This window comes from Dictyoglomus sp., from assembly GCF_049968615.1.
In the GTDB taxonomy this organism is placed as follows: Bacteria; Dictyoglomota; Dictyoglomia; order Dictyoglomales; family Dictyoglomaceae; genus Dictyoglomus; species Dictyoglomus turgidum.
Window position 1 is genome coordinate 35,912 of the sequence record NZ_JBMFQK010000001.1, and the last position, 18,271, is coordinate 54,182.

16 protein-coding genes and 1 riboswitch are annotated in these 18,271 nt (G+C 34.7%); of the genes, 3 read left to right on the forward strand and 13 right to left on the reverse strand.

Features of this window, described 5'->3' with window-relative positions:
• Nucleotides 1–21 precede the first annotated feature (21 nt).
• The 13 genes from ACP5QL_RS00210 to eno all read right to left on the reverse strand — a co-directional run bounded on the left by ACP5QL_RS00210 (nucleotide 22) and on the right by eno (nucleotide 13,385).
• Entirely contained in the window at nucleotides 22–717 is a 696-nt protein-coding gene (locus ACP5QL_RS00210) for a ComF family protein (RefSeq protein WP_428124882.1), read from the reverse strand.
• Complete coding sequence (wecB, locus tag ACP5QL_RS00215; protein WP_428124883.1) at nucleotides 714–1,859, reverse strand: non-hydrolyzing UDP-N-acetylglucosamine 2-epimerase; 1,146 nt, start codon at nucleotides 1,857–1,859, stop codon at nucleotides 714–716. The genes ACP5QL_RS00210 and wecB overlap by 4 nt, the downstream gene beginning before the upstream one ends.
• Nucleotides 1,856–2,743, reverse strand: a complete 888-nt coding sequence (speB, locus tag ACP5QL_RS00220; protein WP_272996531.1) for an agmatinase — start codon at nucleotides 2,741–2,743, stop codon at nucleotides 1,856–1,858. The genes wecB and speB overlap by 4 nt, the downstream gene beginning before the upstream one ends.
• On the reverse strand, nucleotides 2,730–3,131 hold the full coding sequence (gene speD, locus ACP5QL_RS00225) for an adenosylmethionine decarboxylase (RefSeq protein WP_012583767.1): 402 nt from the start codon (nucleotides 3,129–3,131) through the stop codon (nucleotides 2,730–2,732). The genes speB and speD overlap by 14 nt, the downstream gene beginning before the upstream one ends.
• A 92-nt stretch (nucleotides 3,132–3,223) precedes the next feature.
• Nucleotides 3,224–4,465 (reverse strand): phosphoribosylamine--glycine ligase, encoded by a 1,242-nt coding sequence (gene purD, locus ACP5QL_RS00230; protein WP_428124884.1) that lies wholly within the window; start codon nucleotides 4,463–4,465, stop codon nucleotides 3,224–3,226.
• A gap of 5 nt (nucleotides 4,466–4,470) precedes the next feature.
• Nucleotides 4,471–5,088 carry a phosphoribosylglycinamide formyltransferase gene (purN, locus tag ACP5QL_RS00235; RefSeq protein ID WP_012583769.1) on the reverse strand — a complete coding sequence of 206 codons (618 nt, stop codon included), beginning with the start codon at nucleotides 5,086–5,088 and terminating at the stop codon, nucleotides 4,471–4,473.
• On the reverse strand, nucleotides 5,061–6,146 hold the full coding sequence (gene purM / locus ACP5QL_RS00240; RefSeq protein ID WP_012583770.1) for a phosphoribosylformylglycinamidine cyclo-ligase: 1,086 nt from the start codon (nucleotides 6,144–6,146) through the stop codon (nucleotides 5,061–5,063). Before purM ends, purN begins: the two co-directional genes overlap by 28 nt.
• Complete coding sequence (gene purF, locus ACP5QL_RS00245; RefSeq protein WP_428124885.1) at nucleotides 6,089–7,474, reverse strand: amidophosphoribosyltransferase; 1,386 nt, start codon at nucleotides 7,472–7,474, stop codon at nucleotides 6,089–6,091. The genes purM and purF overlap by 58 nt, the downstream gene beginning before the upstream one ends.
• 6 nt (nucleotides 7,475–7,480) lie before the next feature.
• The gene (purL, locus tag ACP5QL_RS00250; protein WP_012583772.1) at nucleotides 7,481–9,619 is read right to left on the reverse strand and encodes a phosphoribosylformylglycinamidine synthase subunit PurL; all 2,139 of its coding nucleotides are present in this window, start codon (nucleotides 9,617–9,619) and stop codon (nucleotides 7,481–7,483) included.
• 22 nt (nucleotides 9,620–9,641) lie between these two features.
• Nucleotides 9,642–10,295: a phosphoribosylformylglycinamidine synthase subunit PurQ gene (gene purQ / locus ACP5QL_RS00255; RefSeq protein WP_012583773.1), complete on the reverse strand. Its 654-nt coding sequence runs from the start codon at nucleotides 10,293–10,295 to the stop codon at nucleotides 9,642–9,644.
• Nucleotides 10,295–10,546 carry a phosphoribosylformylglycinamidine synthase subunit PurS gene (purS, locus tag ACP5QL_RS00260; protein WP_012583774.1) on the reverse strand — a complete coding sequence of 84 codons (252 nt, stop codon included), beginning with the start codon at nucleotides 10,544–10,546 and terminating at the stop codon, nucleotides 10,295–10,297. The genes purQ and purS overlap by 1 nt, the downstream gene beginning before the upstream one ends.
• A 19-nt stretch (nucleotides 10,547–10,565) precedes the next feature.
• A complete protein-coding gene (gene purB / locus ACP5QL_RS00265; RefSeq protein WP_272996539.1) occupies nucleotides 10,566–11,873 on the reverse strand; it encodes an adenylosuccinate lyase in 1,308 nt (435 codons plus the stop codon).
• A gap of 133 nt (nucleotides 11,874–12,006) precedes the next feature.
• Nucleotides 12,007–12,108, reverse strand: a riboswitch (purine riboswitch).
• A 2-nt stretch (nucleotides 12,109–12,110) separates the two neighbouring features.
• Nucleotides 12,111–13,385, reverse strand: a complete 1,275-nt coding sequence (gene eno, locus ACP5QL_RS00270) for a phosphopyruvate hydratase (protein WP_012583776.1) — start codon at nucleotides 13,383–13,385, stop codon at nucleotides 12,111–12,113.
• Nucleotides 13,386–13,533: 148 nt separating this feature from the next.
• On the opposite strand from eno, the gene ACP5QL_RS00275 reads away from it, so the two are divergent.
• The 3 genes from ACP5QL_RS00275 to ACP5QL_RS00285 are packed head-to-tail and all read left to right on the forward strand — an operon-like array spanning nucleotide 13,534 to nucleotide 18,231.
• Nucleotides 13,534–14,121: a phosphoribosyltransferase gene (locus tag ACP5QL_RS00275; RefSeq protein WP_424661891.1), complete on the forward strand. Its 588-nt coding sequence runs from the start codon at nucleotides 13,534–13,536 to the stop codon at nucleotides 14,119–14,121.
• Nucleotides 14,118–15,728 (forward strand): glycosyltransferase, encoded by a 1,611-nt coding sequence (locus ACP5QL_RS00280; protein ID WP_012583778.1) that lies wholly within the window; start codon nucleotides 14,118–14,120, stop codon nucleotides 15,726–15,728. Before ACP5QL_RS00275 ends, ACP5QL_RS00280 begins: the two co-directional genes overlap by 4 nt.
• 19 nt (nucleotides 15,729–15,747) lie before the next feature.
• Nucleotides 15,748–18,231, forward strand: a complete 2,484-nt coding sequence (locus ACP5QL_RS00285) for a sugar phosphate nucleotidyltransferase (RefSeq protein WP_428124886.1) — start codon at nucleotides 15,748–15,750, stop codon at nucleotides 18,229–18,231.
• Nucleotides 18,232–18,271 lie beyond the last annotated feature (40 nt).

Genomic DNA, 18,271 nt, shown 5'->3' on the forward strand with positions numbered 1-18,271 from the left:
AAACCTCCTTACAAAAATTTTTTAAATCAGAACTCTTACAGCAGTGAATATATAAACTTTATCTAAATTAAAACTCTTTTTCAAAGTTCTTGTACCCTCCTTCAAGGTAGTCCCTGTTGTATAGACATCATCTACAAGAAGGATATTCCCATTAATCTCTCTATTTTCAATTACTCCAAAAGCATTCATCATATTTTCTTCTCTTTCTTTCAAATTTAATGTTTTCTGGGGTTTTATATTCTTTTTCAAATAGAGTAAAGGACCATAAGCAACCTTTAGACTCTTACTTAAAAAATAAGCAAGATATTCTGATTGATTATATCCCCTCTCTTTTAAAGTTTTATAACTTAAAGGAACATAAGTTATATAATCAATTTTCCATTTTTTTCTTAAAATCTTTTCGCTTCCAATTTGTGAGAAAAAATCTGCTATATAAGGTTTATTTTTAAACTTAAATAAGCTTATAATGTCTTTCCATCCATCTTCATAGTAAGCCACAAACTCATAACCATCCCATATCCTCTCCTCTTTGTTACAATTATAACAAATTTGCAAATCCACAGTAAGAGGCTGTCCACAGCTTAAGCAGTAATACTCAGGAAATTTCAACTTTTTCAAACAATTTTTACACACAAAACCCTCAGAATACCTACCACAAAATACACATTTCTTGGGAAACAAAACATCTAATAGAAAATTTTCAAAAAAAGAGATCATGGATTAAATTCCACTGGAGGAAAATCTCTAAATCCAAAGTAATAAAGAAGTATGTCTCTTATTCTTTCACTTGCCCTACCATCTCCATAAGGGTTTATTGCTTTAGACATGCGAGTGTATTCTTCTTTATCAAGGATAAGAGTTCTCAATTCTTTTATAATATTCTCCTTATACGTCCCAACAATCTTCACAGTCCCCGCTTCTACTGCCTCAGGCCTTTCTGTAACTTCTCTTAAAACAAGAACAGGCTTTCCTAAGGATGGGGCCTCTTCTTGCAATCCACCAGAATCGGTCAAAACAAGATAACACTTATCTAATAGATATACCATAGTTATATAGTCTACTGGAGGAATCAATATAGCCTTTTTATTTTTTCCAAGTATTGAATATACTTGTTCTTTTACTATGGGGTTAGGGTGAACTGGAAATACCACATAAAGATCATCAAACCTTCTTAAAATCTCGTCTAAAGCTAAGACAATGTTTTTAAGGGGTTCTCCCCAATTTTCTCTCCGATGAGCAGTGACGAGAATAAATTTTTCCGGAAGTTCTTCGACTAATTTTGAGGGTTTTAGTTTATCCATATTCTTATGGACAAAGAGTAATGTATCTATGACAGTATTTCCTGTTATAAATATGTTTTTTTCAGATATTCTTTCATTTATTAAATTCTCTTTTGCCTTTTTAGTTGGAGCAAAATGTAAGTCTGCAAGAACTCCAGTAAGATGCCTATTCATTTCTTCAGGATACGGCTGATATTTATCATAAGTTCTTAATCCAGCTTCTACATGTCCTACAGGGAGTTTTTTATAAAACGCTGCAAGACTCGCAGAAAAAGTTGTAGTAGTATCTCCATGAACAAGTACCATATGAGGAGGATCTTTCTGCCATATAAAATCAAGACCCTCAAGAACCTTTACAGTAATTTGGGTAAGAGTTTGTTTATCTTGCATAATATTTAAATCATAATCCCCTTTTAAGTCAAAAATTTCCATCACTTGATCTAAAAGCTCTCTATGCTGAGCTGTTAATATAATCTGAACCTCAAAAAATTCAGAATCCTTTAAAGCCTTTGCTACAGGTGCCATCTTTATGGCTTCGGGTCTTGTACCAAATACAAGAGATATCTTCTTTTTACTCATGCTCTTAAAGAATATTTTTTATAATAACCTATAGTTTTATAAATTAGCCTTGCTGCCATATAATCAGGATACACTAATCCTGGAATTGGAGAAAATTCCACAAAATCGGCCCCTATAACTTTTTTATTTTTGAAAACCTCTCTTAACAAATAAAGTACTTGATACCAAGAAAGTCCTCCAGGCTCCGGCGTACCCACAGCAGGCATTTCTGAAGGATTGAACACATCAAAATCAAGAGTTATATAAACTTCTTCCTCTAAATTCTTTAAGATATCCTCAACTACAAAGGCATCAAATTTCTCTTGAAGTTTGTAGTCAAAATATATTTTTATGTTCTCTCTCTCTTTAACATAATCTTTTTCTTCCTCAGACATACTTCTTATACCAACCTGAACTATCTTAATTTTCTCCGAAGCCTCTCTTAAGGCACAAGCATGGCTATTTTCTGTCCCCTCGTATTCACCTCTTAAATCCGAGTGAGCGTCAAGATGTAATATAGAAAAACTATCATATTTCTTAGTATATGCTCTTAATATCGCCTTAGTAATTGTATGCTCCCCACCTAAAAAAACAGGAAAATGTTTGTAATCAATAATATTGAAGGTAAAATTTTCTATTTCTTCAAGAGCTTTTTTTAAATTCCCTAAGGATAAAGAAAGATCTGGGTGAGTATATATCCCTACTTCAGCAGGAATATCATCGAGCTCCTCATCATAAAGCTCTAAATTATAAGAAGCCAACAATATTGCTTGGGGACCTTCCCTGGTACCCTTTTTATAGGTAGTTGTTGTTTCAAGAGGACATGAGATAATGAGTACTTTTGAATCTTCAGGATTTATAGAGGGAAGGCCCCCAAAGGAGGGTGTATATCTATACTGCTGCATTCCTTCCTCTTTTAAGGAGATTGATAGGAAATTCTCTACCTCTTACCAAGATTTCCCACTCTGTTTTTTGGGCAGAAAGTTTCTTTTCGATTAATTCTTTTGCAAGGTCAATGTTAAAGGTCTTACAAGAAAAGATATCTACACTAGCATAGTTTAAATCTGGCCAGGTATGAATCGCTATATGGCTCTCAGCAATCAATACCACACCTGATATTCCCCAATCCAATGGATCATCCTCAGGAACATACCTCATCACATAAGGCGGCATGATTTTTTGCATGCCAATCTGTTCTGGAAGCTCATCCAGGAGATCGTAAATAAATTTTACATCTTCCAACTTCTCTTTTGGACAACCATATAAATCTAAAACTAAGTGCGGTCCTAACATCCTTTCTCCTTACTTCCCCTTTCTTCAAAATGATATTTAACGCTAAATATAATACAATTAACCCCCTATGTCAATAATTTTTGGAGAAATTTTTATAGATTTTCCACCTCAAGGGCAATGTCTTTCCGGTAATACATGTTCTCAAAGCTAATATTATTGATATTTTTATAGACCTTATCTCTTGCCTCTTTAAAACTCTCTCCAAGAGCAACCACATTTAACACTCTACCTCCAGCAGTAACGAGCTTACCATCAACCCATTTAGTACCCGCATGAAATATAATTACTTCTTCACTTTCCCTTATTTTTATCTCTCGTCCCACTTCGTAGTTCCCAGGATACCCTTTTGAAGCAAGCACTACACAAACAGCTTTTTTATCCTTTATCTTTTTGTCTTTCCATGTCCCCTCTTTAAAGGAAAGAAAGGAAAAATCTAAAAGTGGTAAGATAACTTGTGCTTCTGGATCTCCAAGTCTTACATTAAATTCAAGAACATGAGGCTCTCCATCCACCAATATAAGCCCACCATATAAGAAACCTTCGTATTGAAGTCCCATTTTATGAATTTCATCCATAAGAGGCTTAAAAATCTTTTCATCACATACCTTAATAAGCCTCTCATCTATCCAAGGTACAGGAGCGTAAGACCCCATTCCTCCAGTATTAGGTCCAGTATTACCCTCTCCTATTCTTTTATAATCCTGAGCAGGTGGTAAATAATAAATCTCCTCCCCCTTAATTGCTGCAATAAGAGAAAATTCTCTACCATTAAGAAATTCTTCAACAACCACTTTCTTTCCAGCCTCTCCCAAAATCTCTTCGTTAAAAAGTTTATTAGCAATTTCTAATCCTTCCTCTACATTATTTACAATAAACACGCCCTTTCCTGCAGCAAGTCCATCAGCCTTTATTACCAATGGATATCTTTCCTTTTTTAAAAATTCTTTTATATCACCAAAATTATCAAAAATTCTAAAATTTGCAGTTGGTATTCCAGCCTTCCTCATAATCTCCTTTGCAAAAGCCTTGCTAGCTTCAAGTTTTGCCAAATTTTTAACAGGACCCCATATCTCTAATCCATTTTCTTTAAATTTGTCAGATATCCCAATAGCAAGAGGTAATTCTGGTCCCACTATTGTCCAATCTATTCTATTTTCTTTAGCAAACTTTACTATAGAGTCTATATCTTCAACCTTAAAAGGTAGACAATTAGCAATACTACTTATCCCTGCATTTCCAGGAATAGCATAAATCTTATCCACATTACTATCCTGTGAGAGTTTCCAACAAATAGCATGCTCTCTTCCCCCACTTCCTACAACTAAAACTTTCATAATCTTTACCCCCTCTTCTTAAAAACTACTCTCCTTCCAATTATCTCAAAATCTTCCGTTAATATTTTTTTCACCGACTCAACTATAAGCTTATGTTCCTCTTGAAGAATTCTTTCTGCTAAAGTCGCAGGAGTATCATCATCATAGACAGGAACTGCTCTTTGTCCAATTATAGGACCCGAGTCTATACCTTCATCCACAAAATGCACAGTACAACCCGAGATTTTTACTCCATACTCCCAAGCTTGTCTCTGAGCTTCAAGTCCAGGAAAAGAAGGGAGAAGAGATGGATGAATATTTATAATCCTATTGGGAAAAGCTTCAAGTAGGGTCTTACCCACAATCTTCATATACCCAGCAAGAACTACTAGATCTACTTTAAAATTCTGTAGAACCTCTTTTATTTTCTCTTCATACTCCTTTTTGCTTTTATAATCTTCCCTTCTTATTACAAATACAGGAATATTTTCTCTTTTTGCCCTCTCTATAGCATAAGCAGAAGGATTATTACTTATAACCACTACAACCTCTGCAGGATAATTCTCATCCTTAGATGCATCAATCAATGCCTGAAGATTCGATCCTCTCCCTGAGACTAAAACTCCAAGACGTTTTCTTTCCATGCGATCTTTACTCCTCTTTCTCCCTTATTTAATTCACCAATAATATAAGCTTTCTCTCCCAAATCTTTTAAGTCTATTAAAATCTCCTCTGCTCTTCCTGAAACAATAAGTATTAGTCCTATTCCCATATTAAATACTCTAAAGGCTTCCTTCCAAGTTAAATTACCCTTTTTAATAAAGAATTTAAAAATCCAAGGTATATCCCAAGAAGAAGAATCTATTTCTGCCTGAATATTTTTAGGAAGAATCCTGGGGAGGTTTCCGGGTATGCCACCCCCAGTTATATGGGCTATTCCCAAAATATTATCCCTATATTTTTCTAACAAGGGCAGAACTACAGGTGGGTAAATTTTAGTGGGCCTTAGTATTTCTTCAAGCAAATCATATCCATCTATCTTTTTTTTGAGGGAGATTCTCTTTTTCCTCAAAATATATCTTACTAATGAATACCCGTTACTATGAAGTCCAGAAGAAGCTACTCCTATTAAAACATTTCCTTCTTTAATTCTATCCATCTTAGGGAGTAAATTTTCTTCTTCAACAATACCAACTACGAATCCTACAAGATCTATTTCTTTACCTCTATATATTCCTGGCATTTCTGCAGTCTCTCCTCCGACAAGACTACAATCTACCTTCTTACAAGCATTAGCAATACTTATGATAACCCTCTTATACACCTCTGGATCTATCTTACTTCCTGCAAAGTAATCCATAAAAATCAAAGGCTTCGCTCCTGCGGTAAGTATATCATTAACATTCATTGCTAAAAGATCATCTCCTATGGTGTCTAAACGGTTATGTTTCAAAGCTATAATAAGTTTTGTCCCTACCCCATCAGTACTTGTAATAATAAGCGGATTCTTATACTCCTGAAAAGGAATTTTAATAACACTAGCAAAACTGTTCCAATAATTAAATACGTAAGGTTTATAAGTAGAGACAATGTATCCTTTAACTTCTTCAAGAGCTCTTTCAACCTTATTTATACTTACTCCACTTAAACTATAAGTAATAGCTTTCCCTTTTCTTTTTTTACCATCTTCTTTCCAAAACATTCTCCGCAATATCCCCTTTCTGGAAGAATACTTAAAAGTCCTTCCATGCTTAAAAAAGCCACAGAATCAAAGCCTAGAATTTTTGAAATCTCCTCTGGAGAATAGTAATAACTAATTAGCTCCTTGGTATTGGGGATGTCTACTCCATAATGGCAAGGATGAATAAGAGGTGGAGAGGAAAGTCTTAAATGTACCTCTTTTGCACCCTCTTCCCTTAACTTTTCAGCAAGAATTCTACCAGTAGTTCCCCTCACCAAAGAGTCATCTACAAGAACAATTCTTTTTCCTTTGATTAAATCACCTATAAAAAGAAACTTCATTCTTACCCCCGACTCTCTTTCTTTTTGTTTTGGCTGGATAAAAGTTCGTCCCACATAATGACTTCTCATAAGTAACATTTGCAAAGGAATGCCAGATTCTTCACTGTATCCTATTGCTGCAGGAATACCTGAGTCGGGCACTGGAACAACCCAATCTGCATCAACGGGAGATTCTTTGGCCAGAACCTTTCCCATTTCTTTTCGATAGTAATATACCGTCTTCCCATCATATATACTATCAGGTCTTGAGAAATAAATGAACTCAAAAAGACAAAATCTTGAAATACTACTTTCTAAAAATCTTTCTCTATTTATCTCCCCATTTTTATTGATATAAATTATTTCACCCGGCTCTATTTCTAAAAGATCAACCAAATGATATTCTTTTAAAGCACAAGTCTCAGAGGCAAAAATAAAGGTACCATCATAAAGTCTCCCTAAGAAAAGAGGTCTAAAACCATAAGGATCTCTAATTCCATATACGCCTTCCTCAGACCCAATAACCAGAGAATAACTACCTTCTAATTTTGATAAGGCTTCTTTTAGTCTTTCTTTTAATGTAGTCTTTTGAGATTTGGCTATAAGATGTAAAATCACTTCTGTATCAGAACTGCTTTGAAAAATAACTCCATCCTTTTCCAAAACTCTTCGCAAAGAATCCGAATTAGCTATGTGTCCATTATGAGCAAGGGCAACATAACCATATCTTGGCAAATTAACTAAGAAGGGCTGTATATTTTCTTCCTTTGACTTTCCAGAGGTAGAGTATCTTACATGTCCTATAGCAATTCTACCTTTTAATCTCTTCAATATCTCCTCATTAAAAACTTGAGAGACAAGTCCAAAATTTTTATGCAAATAATGATCATTACCGGAAAAAGTCACAATACCAACACTTTCTTGTCCTCTATGTTGCAATTTCAAAAGTACCCTATAGGCTATAAAACTTGCCTGTCCTTTTTCTTTAGTAACTACACCTACAACCCCACACTCCTCTCTTATCTTCATAATATTTCACCTTCTTCGTAAAAATTCATTAATATTCCTTTTAATAAAAGGCTCTACTATAAATTCCTTCTCTTTTACTATACCAATTTTTTGAGTTTTTAATCCGTATTTCTCTATAAAATCTAAATACTTTATTTCTTTGTCTTTATTAATCTCAACTACTATTAAACCTGAGCCTTCTCCAATTAAATTCTCAATTTTATCTGAGGGCAAAACTATTTCTACTCCTTTCTCTCCCCAGAAGCTCATCTCAAGAAGAGTACTAAGAAGCCCACCCTCACTTATATCATGAGCTGACAGGACAATATCCCTTTCTTTTCTTATCTCCTCCATGAAAAACTTTAGTTTTCTCTCCCATATGAGATCTACATAAGGAGGTTCTCCTTCTATCTTACCAAATATGTCCTTTATGAATTTAGATCCTCCTAAGGATAACCAAGAAAAATCCCCTATTAAATAAACAGGATTTCCAACCACTTTAAATCCAGGTTTTATTAAATAACTTAAATCTTCCAGAATACCAACCATACCTATAATTGGAGTTGGAAATATAGTATTTTCAGCTTGTCCATTATAAAAGCTAACATTCCCACTTACTATTGGTATTTCAAGAGCCCTTGAGGCAAGGTCTATCCCTTTTATCGTTTCTCTAAACTGATAAAACACTTCTGCTTCATCAGGATCACCAAAGTTAAGTCCATCAGTAATTGCTAAAGGTCTTCCTCCAACACATAAAATATTTCTACATGCTTCTGTAACAGCATACATGGCACCTCTCTTAGGATTAAGGTAACAGTATCTTCCATTTCCGTCAACGACTACAGCAATACCCTTATTAGTTCCCTTTATTCTTAAAACAGCGGCATCTCCGAATCCAGGAGAAAAAACCGTATTAGTTTGTACTGAATAATCATACTGACGATATATCTTCTCTTTTATAAATAGATCATTAACAAGCTCTTCCAAAAATCTATTCACATGCTCTTTCTTGACTCGAGAGCCGAAATCGAAAGCTAAATTTGGAACCTCATAGTCTTTATAAGGAGGATCAAAAATCAAAGATCCATCCACAAGAAGCTCCGTAGGAAGATCGACAACTTTTTCTCCCTTGAAATAGACAACAAACTTTTCCTCCTCTATTACTTCGCCTATAATTTCTGCCTCTAAATCCCATTTCTTAAATATACTTATTATCTCCTCTGCTTTCTCTGGTTTTATAACAAGAAGCATTCTTTCTTGAGATTCTGAAAGTAATATCTCTTCTGCAGTCATATTCTCTTCTCTTTGAGGAACTTTATCTAAATATACCTTCACTCCACTTCTTCCCCTTCTTGCCGATTCTGAGAGGCTGCTAACCAGTCCTGCAGCACCAAGATCCTGAATTCCGATTACCCCCTCAGTAGAGGCTGCTTCTAAGCAAGATTCAATCAAAAGCTTCCCCAAAAAAGGATCTCCTACTTGAACAGAGGGTCTTTTCTTATGTACCTCATCATCTAACTTCTCTGAAGCAAAACTTGCACCTTGTAAACCATCTCTTCCTGTTTTTGCTCCTACAAGAAGTAGAAGATTTCCCTTGCCTTCAGCTTTCCCTCTATATGATTTTTGTCCTGGAGTCAGTAAACCAATACACATCACATTTACTAAAGGATTTGAGGAGTAGCAATCCTCAAAGACAATCTCTCCCCCTACCACAGGAACTCCTATACAGTTCCCGTAAAAACTAATTCCACCTACAACTCCCTCAAACAAATATTTATTTCTTCCTTTTTCAATAGGTCCAAATCTAAGAGAATCAAGCAAAGCTATAGGTCTTGCTCCAATAGCAAGTATATCCCTTACTATACCTCCAACTCCTGTTGCCGCTCCCTGAAAAGGTTCTACAGCTGAGGGATGATTATGACTTTCTATCTTAAAAACTACTCTATATCCATCCCCTAAATTTACTATTCCAGCATTCTCTCCTGGACCTTGTTCTACCCACTCTGCTTTAGTAAGAAAATCCTTCAGATATTTCCTTGAATGTTTATAACTACAATGTTCTGACCATATAACCGATATTACAGACCACTCTAAATCATTAGGTTCCCTTCCCAGTAGTTTAATAGCATGCTTTATTTCTTCCTCTTTAAGCCCAAATACACCCATTTTTCTTATCACTCCTTGAATTTTATTCTAATAAAGTTAAAAATAGATTTAAACCTGAGGTGCTACCAAGAATCTCTTCTACAGCTCTCTCAGGATGAGGCATAAGTCCCATAACATTTCCTTTTTTATTTATAATACCAGCAATATTCTCCAAAGACCCATTAGGGTTTTCACCGTAATATTTAAGCACTATTTGGTTATTTTCCTTTAATTCTTCAAGTTCCCTTTTAGAGATGTAATATCTTCCCTCTTTATGAGCTATGGGCATCTTAAGAATCTCACCAACTTTGTAATTTTTTAAAAACAGAGTATTATTGTTAATTACCTCTAAGAAAACTTCCTTACATATAAAAGAATTAGTAATATTAGGAAGCATAGCCCCAGGAAGAAGACCAGCCTCAAGAAGAATTTGAAAACCATTGCATATTCCCAATACATAGCCACCCTTTTTAGCAAAATCTATAATTTCATTCATTATAGGAGAAAACCTCGCAATAGCTCCTGCCCTCAAATAATCCCCATAAGAAAAACCGCCAGGAAGAATAACTACATCTACATTTTTTAAATCGTGTTCTTTATGCCATAAATAGACTGGATCATGTCCTACCAATCTCAAAGCATGATAAGTATCCATATCACAATTTGTGCCTGGAAAAACTACAACTCCAACCCTCATCATTCTTCCACCCTTATAACAAAATCTTCAGTAACAGGATTTGCAAGAAAGATTTCACTCATTTTTTTTACCTTACTAATAATCTCTTCCTTGTTCTCTCCAAGGATATCTATCTTGAGTACTTTTCCTATTCTTACCTCTTCCACTTCCTTAAAACCCAAATTATGGAGAGCATCTTTAACCGTCTTTCCTTGAGGATCAAAAATACCCTCTTTCAAAAATATCTCTAAAATTACTGTCCACTTTTTCACCTTTTTAAATCCTCCTTATCTAAACCTCTTGTTTATATATTCCAGATCTTTCAAAAATCACATCAATATTTTTGAGAAAAACCTCTGGAGAAAAGCATTGTTTAATTTCTTCCTCACTCAAATACTCTCTAATACGATTGTCCTCTAAAACAATATCCATAAAATCCCTTTTCTGTTCTACAGCCCTAAAAGCATCTTCCTGGACCCACCCATATGCCACATCTCTTAATACTCCTTTTTCTGTTAGTGCTAAAAGAAGATTTTGAGAATAATAGATACGATAATTCATTGACATGTTTTCTTTTATTCTCTCCTCATTTATCCTCAAATTATTAATAATTCCAATAAGGAGATTAAGTATGTAATCTGTTAAAGAAGTGGAATCAGGAAAAATAACCCTTTCTACCGACGAATGACTTATATCTCTTTCATGCCATAACGGTATGTTTTCTAAAGCAGAATTTATATATCCTCTTATTACCCTTGAAAGGCCACAAATTCTCTCAGAAAGAACAGGATTCCTTTTATGAGGCATAGCGGAGGAACCTTTTTGCTTTTCCCTAAAAGGTTCTTCCAATTCTCCCACTTCAGTTCTTTGAAGATGTCGTATTTCTAAGGCTATTCTTTCACATGTGGAAGCAATCATGGAAAGAGCATAAATCACCTCTGCATGTCGATCCCTTGGTATAACTTGAGTTGCTACAGGTTCGGGTTTCAGTCCTAAGATTTTACATGCTTCTTCTTCAATTTTTGGAGATAAATGAGCCAGAGTACCAACCACACCAGAAAATTTCCCAAAACTAATATTTTCCTTAGCTACTCTTAATCTTTCTAAATCTCTCTTTAATTCCGACCACCAACTTAAAAATTTAAACCCAAGGGTTATTGGTTCTGCATGCATTCCATGAGTTCTCCCCATCATTGGAAGGTTTTTATACTGTATAGCTTTTTTCTTAATTTCCTCCATTAACCTTTTTAAGTCGTCTTCTATAAGATTTAACGCCTCAATAATCTGCAAAGAGAAAGCAGTGTCCATAACATCAGAAGAAGTCAATCCTTGATGGATATACTCCGAGCCTTCTCCTACATACTGAGCAACATTGGTAAGAAATGCTATCATTTCGTGGTTGTTTTCCTTTTCTATCTCTATTATCTCCTCAACACTAAATCTTGCTTTTTCTTTTATTTTTTTCAAAATTTCATAAGGAATTTCGCCAAATTTTGCTCTTGCCTCTAAAACAGCCTCCTCCACCTTCCACCACAAAAAATACCTGTGCTCGTCTGACCATATCTCTCTTAATTCTTTTCTACTGTACCTTAATAACACTTTTCATACCTCCTTAAAAACAAAAGCCCAAGCTTATAGGTTCTCCATACGAGGGAACCTACCCGCCTGGGCTTTTATCCCTTCGGTGTAGCAAGACCTTTAATCTTGCCCGCTCCGCTTGGATCTTTTGACCCTAAGGAGCGCTTCCGCTCGTAGTCAGGCAATTTACGGTTGCCTGGTAGAGACTCCCGAGCCATATTCCCGGGATTATACGAGATCTTAGTCAATTATATTAAGTTATCTCTTAAAATTCAATATTCCTCTGTATAATGCTGCTTCACCCAAATCTTCTTCTATTCTCAGAAGTTGATTGTATTTCGCAATTCTATCAGTTCTACTTAAGGATCCGGTCTTTATCTGACCGCTGTTTACTGCAACAGCAAGGTCTGCTATGAAGGTATCCTCGGTCTCTCCTGATCTATGGGAAATAACAGTCCTATACCCTGCCTGATGAGCAATTCTTATAGTGTCTAAGGTCTCAGTAAGAGATCCTATTTGGTTAACCTTCACAAGAATAGCATTCGCTATCCCTTTTTCAATCCCTTCAGCTAATATTTGGGGATTAGTTACAAAAATATCGTCTCCTACAAGTTGCACCCTCTTTCCCAATTTATCGGTAAGTTTCTTCCAACCATCCCAATCTTTTTCTGATAGACCATCTTCTATAGAGACAATAGGATACTTATCACAGAGATACTCCAATAAGGAAATCATTTCATCAGAAGTTAACTCTTTCCCCTCTGCCTTTAAGATATATTTCCCATCCTCATAAAACTCACTGGCAGCAAGATCTAAAGCTAATGCAACATCTTTTCCAGGCTCAAAACCTGCCTTCTGTATTGCTTCTACAAGTATAGCAAGGGGGTCTTCGTTCTTTTCAAGATATGGTGCAAAGCCTCCCTCATCTCCCACATTAGTATTGAGTCCTTTGCTCTTTAAGATACTCCTTAGAGTATGGAATACTTCAACAGCCCATCTCAAAGACTCCTTAAAAGTAGACGCAAGAGGAACAATCATATATTCCTGAAAATCAAGAGGATTATCAGCATGCTTTCCACCATTTATTACGTTCATTAGAGGAGTAGGAAGTTCTCTTGCTTGCACGCCTCCAAGATAAACATATAAAGGCACTCCTAAGGATGCAGCAGCAGCCCTCGCTGTAGCAAGGGAAACAGCAAGAATGGCATTAGCACCAAGCCTTGACTTATTCTCAGTTCCATCAAGTTCAAGCATAGTTTTATCTACAGTATACTGATTAAGAGCCTCAAGTCCTATTAATTCTTGAGCTATGATTTCATTGATATTTTTTACAGCTTGCAGTACCCCTTTTCCTTTATACCTCTTAGGATCATTATCTCTTAATTCAAGAGCCTCTCTACTACCAGTGGAGGCTCCTGAAGGCACAATTGCTCTACCTACTGATCCATCCTCCAAATACACTTCTGCCTCTACAGTGGGATTTCCCCTCGAATCTAATACTTCTCTTCCATGAACATCCAAAATCGCAGGCATCTTTACACCTCCTGAAGAGTTTGTCATTTAAATAAACTTACAAAAGTATTATAACATTAAAGAAAAAATTGTTTTTTAAAATTTCTTTTAAATTCATTTTTGTTAGGATAGAATAAAATTAATACAAAACTTTGAAAGGAGGTAAAAGATGGAATTTATAGCACCAAGTTGGGAAGAAATTTACAATCTATGTCTTGATCTTTCAGATAGAATAAAGCAACAAAAATACGAACCTGAAATAATCGTAGGAATAGCAAGAGGAGGCTGGATACCTGCAAGAATCCTTTCAGACCTTCTTGGTAATTCTTATACTGCAAACCTAAAGATTGACTTTTATAGAGGAGTAGGAGAAACAAAAGATAGACCTGTAATAACTCAAACCATTTCCACAATAGTAGAAGGTAGAAAAGTACTAATCACCGATGATGTAGCAGATAGTGGAAAAAGTCTTAAAGTAGCAAGAGAACATCTGGAACAATGTGGAGCCTCCCAAGTAAAAATAGCTACCATTTATTACAAACCATGGTCTATAGTGAAACCTGACTTTTACATAAGCGAAACTGAAGCCTGGATAGTCTTTCCTTGGGAGAGAAAAGAATTTGTCTATAAAATGTATGAGAGCTTAAAGTCAAAAGGTCTAAATTCAAAAGAGGTTTTAAGGGAACTTCTTAAAACCGGACTTCCTGAAGACCTTCTTAAGAGATTTCTTAAAGATATCACAGGAGAAGAATTATGAAGAAAGCATTAGCATCTGGAGGAGTAATTATAAACAAGAATTCAAAAAAAATATTAATCCTTAAAAGAAAAAATGGAAACTGGGTACTTCCAAAAGGTCACGTAGAAGATGAGGAAAAGCCTGAAGACACAGCCATAAGAGAGGCAAAAGAAGAAACAGGCTTAAATGTAAAAATCATAGATTACGTTGGAAAAACCCATTATTTTGCTCCCGCTACCGAAAAGCATCCCGATGAAGAAAAAACAGTAATATGGTTCTTAATGGAAACGGAAGAAGATAGTATTAAAGTAGAAGAAGGCATCTTTTCTGACGGAAGATTTTTTAATTTCCAGGAAGCTCATAATTTTCTCACTTTTAATCAAGAAAAAGAGATCCTAAAAAGGGCCTATGAATTATACCTCATAAAAAATAACGAAAAAAAACTACATGTTCTAATGTTAACATGGGAATATCCTCCAAGAATTGTAGGCGGACTAAGTAGACATGTCCATGACCTAAGTAGACATTTAGCGAAACAAAATGTAAAAGTATCCGTCATAACCTGTGAAGCTCCAAATGTCCCTTTTGAAGAGCATTTTGATAACTTGTCCGTATATAGGGTGCCTGAAAAATTAATTGATTCTTATAATTTTATATCATGGATCTATCTTCTTAATATATCCATGATTGTTAAAGCTATGGAGATAAACTCAAAGGAATCTGTGGATATTATCCACTCCCATGATTGGCTTACTACTTTTTCTGCTTATACTCTAAAGCATTCTTTAAAAAAACCTCTAATCTCCACTATACATGCCACAGAGTATGGCAGAAACCAAGGTATATATACTGACGAGCAAAGGTTTATTCACAACGTAGAATGGTGGCTTACTTACGAATCTTGGAAGGTTATTGTCTGTAGTCTTAATATGAGGGAGGAAGTAAAAAAACTTTTCAATCTCCCTGAGGATAAAATAATCGTGCTTCCTAACGGGATAGATATAGAAAACCTAAAGACAAATCTCAATATTGAAGAAATAAAAAATATATATGCTCCAAATAAAGAAAAAATTATCCTCTTTATTGGGCGAATGCATCCCCAAAAAGGTGCCGAATATCTCTTAAGGGCAATCCCTATAGTTCTCAATAGAATTCAAAATGTAAAATTTATATTTGTAGGTACAGGTCCTCAACTTGGTAGTCTTATAGAAGAAGCTAAATACTTAGGAATAATTGAAAAAACTATATTTACTGGATTTATAGATGATAATTTAAGAAATGCTTTGCTACATACCGCTGACATATGTGTATTTCCAAGCATTTACGAGCCATTTGGAATTGTAGCCTTAGAAGCTATGGCTCTTGGAAAGCCTGTAATAGCAAGTAGGGTTGGGGGTTTTTCTGAAATAATTGAAGACGGAAAAGATGGAATTCTTTTTGAACCAAAAAATGTTTATGACTTAGCAGAAAAAATAATATTTACTTTAACCAATGAGGAGCAGATCCAGGTAATTAAAAATAATGCAGTACAAAAAGTAAGAGAAAAATATCTCTGGGATAAAATAGCACAAGAAACTAAAAATCTGTATTTTAATGTTTACCAAGAATATTTAAAAACTGATTGGTAAAGGGGGTTTTTACTTTAAAATGAGAGCCGTAATAATGGCTGGGGGTGAAGGTACCAGATTAAGACCGCTTACTATAACTCGACCAAAACCTATGACCTATGTGGTAGGTAAGCCCATAATGGAGCACATAATTAATCTTCTTTCGGAACAAGGATTTAGGGAGCTAACAGCTACTTTATATTATCTTCCTGAGATAATTCAAGAGTATTTTGCTGACGGTTCAAATTGGAATGTAAATCTGGATTATTCTATAGAAGAATCTCCTCTTGGAACAGCAGGTAGTGTGAAGTACGCTTTAAAAAATAAACCCAAGGAAAGAATATTAATAATAAGTGGAGATGCTCTTACCGATTTTAATCTCAATGAAGCAATAAAATTTCACGAAGAAAAAGAAGCACTAGTTACAGTTGTACTTACAAGTGTAGAGAACCCTTTAGAGTATGGAGTAGTGATAATTAACGAAGATGGAAGAATAATAAAATTTCTTGAAAAACCAAGTTGGGGAGAGGTGTTTAGTGATAATGTAAATACAGGAATCTATATTCTTGAGCCAGAAGTGTTAGATTATATTCCTGAAAATCAACCTTTTGATTTCAGTAAAGACTTATTTCCAATGTTGCTTGAGAAGGGTGCTCCTATATATGGGTATTTAGCACAAGGATATTGGTGCGATATAGGTAATTTAGAACAATTTTTACAAGCAAATTTTGATGTTCTAAACAAGAAAGTAAAAATTAAAATTCCAGGAAGGGAAATTTTACCTGGTATTTACACAAACGAAGACGTAGAAATTGATCCTTCAGCTTTCATAAGACCCCCTGTATATATAGGACAATTCACAAAAATTAACAATAATGTAACTGTATTAGGACCTACAATAATTGGAGATTCTGTTTATATAGATAACGAAGCTAAGCTCCAAAGGTGTGTAGTTTTTAATAATACCTATATAGGCAAAAAGGTTACAATTTTTTCCTCCATAATAGGAAGCAAATGCAACATCAAAACTGCAACAAAAATTGAGGAAGGTGTAACTATAGGTGATAACACAACTATTGGAGAAAGGGTATTTATAAACAGTGGGGTCAAAATATGGCCCAATAAAACCGTTGAAACAGGGACCATTGTCAACACCAGCATAATTTGGGGAAGCCAATGGAGAAAATCTTTATTTGGATATAGAGGCATTTCAGGCAAAATAAATATTGATATAACTCCAGAAATTGCTACCAAGATTGGAGCAGCTTTCGGAACTATTCTTCCAAAGAACTCTTTCGTAGTAATGAGTAGAGATGAGAAGCCTGCTTGTAGAATGATTAAAAGAGCAATATTAACAGGTATACTTTCCACAGGAGTAAATGTTTTTGATATAAGAACTCTCCCTATACCTGTATCTAGATATTCCATAGAAAACCTTCACGCCATCGCTGGGGTGCACATAAGAATTTCTCCATATAATTCTGAAAAAATACTAATAGAGTTCTTAGATAAAAAGGGTACAAATATAGATAAAAATACTGAAAGAAAAATAGAGAACATATTTTTCCGTGAAGATTTTCGAAGAACTTATACTGAGGATATAGGAGTCATTAGGTTTCCCCCTCATATAATTGAATATTATGTGGAAGGTCTACTTAACAGAGTAGACATATCATTGATTAGAAAAAAAGACTTCAAAATTGTAATAGATTACCAAGGTAATAGTTCCTCTTTATTTTTGCCCAATGTATTTTCACGACTGGGAATAGAAAATATATCTTTAAACCTATACGGAGAAGAGACTAAAAGATTTTTAGTACCTGAAGAAGAAGTATTAAAAATAACTCAATCTATAGGAGCTGATTTTGGGATTATCATAAATAATGACAGTGAAGGTTTTTCTCTAATAACCAACGAGGGTAAGATTATAGCAAAGGATGATTTAATTTCATTAATGACTTACTTGATTTTAAAAAGAGATCCCAAGTCACAAATTGTAATACCAGTAACCGTATCAAAAGCGGTAGAAAAAGTAGCCGAAATCTTAGGAGGAAGCATAATACGAAGTAAAACATCCCCATCAGAACTTACAAAAACCATATTAAGATCTGAGGCAAGATTTGGTGCAAGTGAAGATGGATTTATCTTTCCTGAATTTCAACTATCGTTTGATGGAATTTTTGCCTTAATAAAATTCCTCGAACTATTTTCTATGGTTAACATAACTATAACGGAAATAGTTAACACTGTTCCTAAGTACTATAAAGTCAGTGGTACTGTAGATTGCTTCTGGGAAAATAAAGGCAAAATAATGAGAAAACTTATAGAAAAATTTGCTGAAAAACAAATTGATTATATTGATGGAATAAAAATTTATTTTGACCATTCTTGGGTCTTAATTTTGCCCCATCCTGAAGACTCTTCCTTTATAGTTTATGCCGAATCTTCTACCCTTAAAGAGGCACAAGATTTGTTAGAAGAATTTACGAATATTATTAAAGAACTTAATTCCATTTTAAACTAATTTTAACTTGACATTAATATGTTTAAACTTATTATAAACT

What these genes read in the sequence shown, in the direction of transcription:
- ACP5QL_RS00210 (WP_428124882.1), bottom strand. Translation starts at nt 717, where the DNA reads ATGATCTCTTTTTTTGAAAATTTTCTATTAGATGTTTTGTTTCCCAAG.
- wecB (WP_428124883.1), bottom strand. Translation starts at nt 1,859, where the DNA reads ATGAGTAAAAAGAAGATATCTCTTGTATTTGGTACAAGACCCGAAGCC.
- speB (WP_272996531.1), bottom strand. Translation starts at nt 2,743, where the DNA reads ATGCAGCAGTATAGATATACACCCTCCTTTGGGGGCCTTCCCTCTATA.
- speD (WP_012583767.1), bottom strand. Translation starts at nt 3,131, where the DNA reads ATGTTAGGACCGCACTTAGTTTTAGATTTATATGGTTGTCCAAAAGAG.
- purD (WP_428124884.1), bottom strand. Translation starts at nt 4,465, where the DNA reads ATGAAAGTTTTAGTTGTAGGAAGTGGGGGAAGAGAGCATGCTATTTGT.
- purN (WP_012583769.1), bottom strand. Translation starts at nt 5,088, where the DNA reads ATGGAAAGAAAACGTCTTGGAGTTTTAGTCTCAGGGAGAGGATCGAAT.
- purM (WP_012583770.1), bottom strand. Translation starts at nt 6,146, where the DNA reads ATGTTTTGGAAAGAAGATGGTAAAAAAAGAAAAGGGAAAGCTATTACT.
- purF (WP_428124885.1), bottom strand. Translation starts at nt 7,474, where the DNA reads ATGAAGATAAGAGAGGAGTGTGGGGTTGTAGGTGTAGTTACTAAAGAA.
- purL (WP_012583772.1), bottom strand. Translation starts at nt 9,619, where the DNA reads ATGGGTGTATTTGGGCTTAAAGAGGAAGAAATAAAGCATGCTATTAAA.
- purQ (WP_012583773.1), bottom strand. Translation starts at nt 10,295, where the DNA reads ATGAGGGTTGGAGTTGTAGTTTTTCCAGGCACAAATTGTGATATGGAT.
- eno (WP_012583776.1), bottom strand. Translation starts at nt 13,385, where the DNA reads ATGCCTGCGATTTTGGATGTTCATGGAAGAGAAGTATTAGATTCGAGG.
- ACP5QL_RS00275 (WP_424661891.1), top strand. Translation starts at nt 13,534, where the DNA reads ATGGAATTTATAGCACCAAGTTGGGAAGAAATTTACAATCTATGTCTT.
- ACP5QL_RS00280 (WP_012583778.1), top strand. Translation starts at nt 14,118, where the DNA reads ATGAAGAAAGCATTAGCATCTGGAGGAGTAATTATAAACAAGAATTCA.
- ACP5QL_RS00285 (WP_428124886.1), top strand. Translation starts at nt 15,748, where the DNA reads ATGAGAGCCGTAATAATGGCTGGGGGTGAAGGTACCAGATTAAGACCG.